The sequence below is a fragment of the Vreelandella andesensis genome (genome assembly GCF_003989795.1).
Taxonomy (GTDB): domain Bacteria; phylum Pseudomonadota; class Gammaproteobacteria; order Pseudomonadales; family Halomonadaceae; genus Vreelandella; species Vreelandella andesensis.
In genome coordinates, this window is the sequence record NZ_RZHG01000001.1 from 131,476 (window position 1) to 138,158 (window position 6,683).

Genomic DNA, 6,683 nt, shown 5'->3' on the forward strand with positions numbered 1-6,683 from the left:
TACTACTAACAAGCTTGTATAACGGCATAGGGCGTGACCATGAAAAATCGTTCCACGTTATTAGCAATCGGCCTGGCTATTGGGTTAGCGGGTTGTGCATCAAATTCGCCGTCGGCGGAAGACGATGAAATCCGCTTCCCTGACCTTGAAAGCACCTATCTCAGAGAGGGCGATTTTGTCGACCCCAATGATGTGCTGCGCATTTCTGAAGGCCAGCATAAAGACCAAGTGCGCCTGCTATTAGGGCACCCGCACTTTAGCGAAGGTATTTTTGGTGTGCGTGAATGGGACTACGCGTTCAATTTTTATACGGGATACGCCAATGAATACATAACGTGCCAATACAAACTACTGTTTGATCGCGAGATGCGCGTCACAAGCACCCACTGGCGCAACGCGCAATGCCCGGTGTTATTGGTCCCCATTCAGGTAGAAGAACTTGCAACAGAACCACGCCAAGAAAGGTTAACGCTATCGGGCGATGTGTTGTTTGGTTTTGACAGCAACCAACTAACCTTCGAAGGGCGAAGGGCTTTAGAACGGGTTGTCGATGCGTTTCACGGCACCACTGCCCCTGCCAGCATACGGGTAGCAGGTTATGCCGACCGTTTCGGCGATGAGCAATATAACCTGCGGTTGTCCCAGGAAAGGGCTGAAACAGTCGGCAATTACCTGGTTAACCAAGGTGTAGAACGCGCTAGCCTAAACATGGTTGGAAGGGGAGAGGCAGACCCCATTGTGGAATGCCCAGGCCAAGTGGCCACGCCCAGCGTGAGAGAATGCTTGAAGCCCAATCGAAGAGTAGAGTTGACGTTCCAGTACTAGCAATAGTAGCAATAGAGAAGATAACCCCACGTTTGAATGCCCGCGCGCATCATGATCCTTTAGGCACATGCATGCATCGCGGGTTTCTTTATGGCACTGGGGCGGGCTGTTTAAAACAAGCATCATTCTTCTTGAATTGTTAAATAGAGTTTAATTAGTCTTTTCGAACAGTCGTTTACTTACGGTTTATCGCTAACCCCCTCGGTGAAAGATTAACAATGGTAAATAAAGCATGGTTTTTTTAGAGTGCTCAGTATTATAAATAATTGTTAAATTTTAGAACAGTGTTTTTAAACAAAATATATGATGGCTAATGACGTCTTTTTAACCGGCCAGCCTCATCTTCTTTAAAACATATAAGTGCTTGTTTTTTATAAATTTATTGGTATTTTTTTATCGCAGTTATTTTTTATTTTTATGTTTATTTATAGGTGTTTTGATTTCTTCGTTAAGTGTTAGAAAGTGTTAATCAATGATTTATATAAACCCCCTCCGTTAATCGTCGTTTTTTACTGCTAGTGGCAGTATGAACAATTATTACCCTGTGTTGAGTTGGTGCTTGTTTAAGTAAGAAAATGTATCCACTAAATAAACACCTTGGACGGTACTCGTCAGTTTTTGTGTCATTACACAAGAACTAAGAGTGCCTGAGCAAGCCGCGTTAATGGTTTTGCAGCGCTGCTATTTTTTAGCTGCGCTGGGGATTCCGCGGCTGACCAGTCGGAATGATGTTGCCCCAGGTTATATGCCCTCACCTGAGTTTTAACATCGCAGCAAGACGGCCAATGGAAAAGTAATTGTGTGAGGCGACAGCGCCTTCTCACTGAACGGTTAGTGGAGTTTTAAGTATGAATAACGTGTTTCGTCTAATTTGGAACCGCACCCTTGGTCGTCTGGTTGTCACTTCCGAGGCAGCCCGCAGCAATGATAAATCTGCCACACAGCAAGGGGTGGTCGGCCAGTTGCCGGCGCCGGAAGCCGCCGCGAAAGGCGTGCCGGCGCTGCTGCGCCCAGCCGTCATCGCCGTGGCGCTCGCCGCTGGCTCTATGATGCTGGTTGCGCCAGGTGCACAGGCTGGAGCAATAATGGGTGCGGATACGTGTGCTGATTACAGCAATAGGCGGATTGCGATAGGCGTAGATGCCAATGCCTGTCACCCTACATGGGATACTAGTAACATTGCCATTGGCGAGGAAGCTAAGGCTACTGGCAATACGATCGTTTTAACTGACCGTCTCAATCCATACTACCAGCCAGAAACACAAAATGGTGGGCTTTTCAATGAAGTAGCGACTTCAGGAGTAGCTCTGGGGCAGAAAGCCGATGCAGGGGGCGCAGGAGTTGCTGTTGGAGGCTATTCAAATACTGGTGTGTTAGGGGTTGCAATCGGCGCGTATTCAAAAGCGGGGCAGTCCTCGTTAGCTCTTGGTCCGGCGAGTGGCGCCATAGGAGCGTCGTCATCTGCTCTTGGCCGTCAGTCATTCGCAGGTGAGGCTTTTGCCCAGGCAATAGGCACTGTTTCGGCTGCAACAGGGATTAGTTCATTAGCCGTAGGTCATTCAGCTACGGCAACAGGTGATAACTCGATTTCCATTGGGGGAGCTGAGACAACCAAAACCGGCATCAACTACAACGATGCTAATAAAACATTTGCCCAAGGCCAGCGCTCTATCGCATTGGGTGCTAAGGCGCAGTCACTAGCGGATGACGCTATTGCTCTTGGTTCGTCGGCTAGAGCGGGGGTTCTTGATGGGGCTCCAGTGGGAGCTACCGCTCTCAACGCGTTTGCTATGGGTAACGGTGCCAAGGCCACAGGCGATAACGCCATGGCACTGGGTGCGGGCAGCTGGGCGACAGGCTCGGTTGCGATCGGTAATGACGCGGCTAACCCAACTCGTGCAGCCAATGGTGGCACCGCGGTAGGTGATGGTGCGCAGGCGACCTGGAATTTTGCAGGCGACCCGAATGTTGGTCCTGATAACTTTGATATTGCGGGTTCGGCTTATGGTGAAAGTGCTAGAGCCAACAACTCTGGTGCCACGGCGCTCGGTGCCAACGCCAACGCTGAGGGTGTCCGCTCAGTTGCCGTTGGCGAGGGGGCGAAAGCTGAGCGTGCGTCCTTTAACAATACGTTGTTAAAGAATGGTAGCAACCCTAATGGCTATGCCGTAGGTGATCTTTATCCCACGACGGCGGTGGGCGCTGGTGCACTTGCCAAAAGTGGCACTGCCATAGGGTTTGATGCGGTTGCGGGCTCTGACGATGGTAATGGGGGTACAAATACAGGTACTGCAATCGGTGGCGGAGCACAGGCGCTTGGGAGTTTCTCTATAGCGCTATCTTCTGGTGCCAATGCACCGGCGATTGCCTCAGGTCGTGGCTCTATTGCGCAAGGTTTCGATGCTAAAGCGAATGCTAATGATGCAATAGCAATTGGTAGTTTAGCAGAGGCTAAGGGTGTGAATTCAGTTGCCTTGGGTCTTGACGCCAATGCATTAGGCTTGGACTCAATCGCCATGGGTAATGAAGCCAAAGCCGGTAAAGAAGGTTCATCTGCAGGGGCGGTTAATAACATCTCGATAGGTACCCGTGCCCAAACAGGTACCACTGAAGTAGGGGGGGATGGTGGTTCTCAGATTGCTATTGGTACCGATGCCAAGACGGATACCTTAGCCTCTATTGCGATTGGTAAAGAAGCTGAAACTGGCGTAGGTCAGCATTATGGTATCGCGTTGGGCGGTATGGCCAAGGGTACAGGCAACAGTGCAATTGCGGTGGGCCGTAACGCACAAGCATCCGGCCAAAATTCCATGGCGACCGGCAATGGTGCGCAAGCAACACAGCGTAATGCCTGGGCTTCAGGCCGTGATGCACAAGCAACTGCTCAAGGCGCGATCGCATTGGGGTATGAGACCCGTGCTACTGGCATAGACTCACTCGCCATGGGTACCGGCGCGATAGCCTCTGGTGAAAAGAGTATATCCATTGGGTATGGCAATCAGGTCTCTGGCAATGGCTCTGGCGCCATCGGTGACCCTAGCTATGTGACTGGGGCGGGTACCTATACCATCGGTAATGATAATGGAACGCTTGCGGCTCCTATTGCAGCTGATAACGCCGGTGCTTTCGGTAATGATAATTTGATGAGCGCTGCTGCTACCGGTAGCCGCATCATCGGTAACGGCAATGACCTTGATGTGGCCGATGCCTTTGTTATGGGTAATTCTGCGGACGTTACCTTCGCAGGCGGCGTGGCACTGGGTTCCAGCTCTGTGGCTAGCACGGGTAGCGGTGTTAGGGGCTATGATATCTCCACGAATGGCGATGCTGCTAACGGCTCCGCTATTGCCAATACACAAAGCACCAATGCTGCGGTGTCTGTTGGTGATGCTACTAATGGTATATACCGCCAGATTACTGGTGTAGCCGCTGGTGCCGAGGATAGCGATGCGGTCAACGTTGCTCAGCTGAAGGCGGTTGCCGACAACAGGATTAAGCTAAACGCTGGAAACAATACATATGTAACTCCAGTGTTTGCTTCACCTAGTGTTTGCGTGCCAACGGCAGAAGTTCCGTGCCCTCCTCCTGGACCAGTAGATCCAGAAGACTCGCAGCTTATTTCCTACACCATCGACGCGGACGGCACCACAGTCAGCGCGGGCTCTACGGCGGTTTCTGTAGTTGGTACCAAGGACGATATCACCAAAGTCACAGACTACGCAGTTGATCTAAGTCAGGACGCAAAAGACAGCTTAGTCTTGGCTGACAGCTCTATCCAGGAAGTGGTCACTCAGATTGACGGCAATCCTGTCAAAACATTGACCAAAACTGACAATAACGCCAATTTCGTCACCGGCAAAAACATCAAGCTGACTGATGATGGTAAAGGCGGTATCGAAGTCGCCACAGAAGACGAAGTTGAATTCACTCAGATCACTGTTGGTGACGCCACCAACAACACCGTCATCACCAGCACGGCTGATGGCCTGGATGTAGGCGGCGACAAGATCACCAATGTAGCAGATGGTGATATCAGCAATACATCCACTGACGCTGTAAATGGTAGCCAGTTGTTTACGACCAATCAAAACGTCACCAACAACACCACCAACATCACCAAAAACACCGATGCGATCGACAAAGGCTTCAACATCGCAGCTGACAACGGTACTGATGACAACGTCAAGCTTGGCGATACCGTTACTTACACCAGTGCTGATGGCAACGTCATTACAACCGTGGCTGACAACGAAATCGACTTTAGCCTGGCCAGTTCTATTAATGTTGGTACGACGAATACGGTCACGATCGACGGTGATGCCGGTACTATCGGTGGCTTAACCAATACCACCTTTGATCCGAACAACTTCACTTCTGGCCAAGCGGCGTCTGAAGACCAGCTCAAGCAAGTGAGTGATGTCGCCAATGCTGGCTGGAATGTAAAAGTCAACGGCACAGCTGCTGACAACGTCGCACCAGGCGAAGAAGTTCAGTTCGTTGATGGCCAGAACATCACGATCACCCGTGATAGCGACCAGGTGATCAAGGTTGCCACCACCCCAGACCTAACCGCTGATAGCTTGACCATCAACGGTGGCCCAGTGATCAACAACACTGGCATCAACATGGGTGGCAACACCATCACCAACTTAAAAGCAATTAACGACCCTAATAGTGCTGCCACTGTCGGTCAGTTGACCGAACTTTACGAAGGCACTAACACCACACTCGTATCTGCTAAAGATGTTGACACTGGCCAAAACTTATACAGAGTCGATGCTGATGGCACCACAGTCAGTGCAGGCTCTGCGGCGGTTACTGTAGCAGCTAGTACCAAAGACCCTGTCACCAACCTGACAGACTACGCAGTAGACATAAGTCAGGGCACTAAAGACCAGATCGATGGCGCCTTGCAAGAAGTAGTCACTCAGATTGACGGCACCGATGTCAAAACATTGACCAAAACTGACAATAACGCCAACTTCGTCACTGGCAAAAACATCAAGCTGACTGATGATGGTAAAGGCGGTATCGAAGTCGCCACAGCGGACGATGTCGAGTTCACCAACGTCAATGTAACCAATCAGCTAGATGTGGCTGGCGACACTAACATCGGCGGCAACACCACGATTTTGGGCGACACCAGAGTGGAGGGTGACACCTACCTAGGTGACAACTTCTCAGTAGTGAACAACGAAGCGATCTACACTGGCCAGATCAATAACGACAACTCAGTCGTTAATAAAGCCTACGTCGATGGCAAGGAAACCCATTACTACAGCTGGAATGATAACGGTCTCGTTCAAGGTAACTACGACAACGACGGTGCTACGGGTGTAAATTCACTGGCGGCGGGTATTGGTACGCAAGCATTAGGCGATAACTCCACAGCCGTGGGTTATAACGCCAAGTCGGATGGCGTCTCTTCTGTTGCCGTAGGTGATGGAGCTAATGCACAAGGTGACGAAAATGTTGCTTTAGGCTCCGGTTCTTATGCCGATGGCACCACGGTGGGAACAGCGGCCTATCAGCCGCTGGATGCTGCTGGCAACCCGGTTGCTGTTACAGCACCTACAGCGGATAGCGAAGTTTCCGTAGGTAGCGCCGGTAAAGAGCGCCGTATCACCAACGTCGCCGCTGGTGGTAACGATACTGATGCGGTCAACGTCAGCCAGTTGAAGGCAGTGCGGGATATTGCCAGCACAGGCAGCAGCTGGGATATTCAGGTTAATAAAGACACAGTCGATACCGTCGCCCCGGGCGAGAAAGTCCAGTTTATTGATGGCCAGAACATTGCGATTACCCGTGATGGCGACCAGATCATCAAAGTGGCTACCACCCCAGCCCTGACCGCTGAT

2 protein-coding genes are annotated in these 6,683 nt (G+C 50.9%); both read left to right on the top strand.

All coding sequences use genetic code 11. The annotated features are described in order from the left end of the window. Positions 1 to 39 precede the first annotated feature (39 nt). Positions 40 to 825, top strand: a complete 786-nt coding sequence (locus ELY33_RS00620; RefSeq protein ID WP_126942386.1) for an OmpA family protein — start codon at positions 40 to 42, stop codon at positions 823 to 825. A gap of 848 nt (positions 826 to 1,673) precedes the next feature. Further along, positions 1,674 to 6,683: ESPR-type extended signal peptide-containing protein (locus tag ELY33_RS00625; RefSeq protein WP_126942389.1), on the top strand; the 5,010-nt coding region annotated here is incomplete at its 3' end.

Excerpts from the sequence above, each read along its gene's own strand:
- ELY33_RS00620 (WP_126942386.1), top strand. The coding sequence starts at position 40 with ATGAAAAATCGTTCCACGTTATTAGCAATCGGCCTGGCTATTGGGTTA.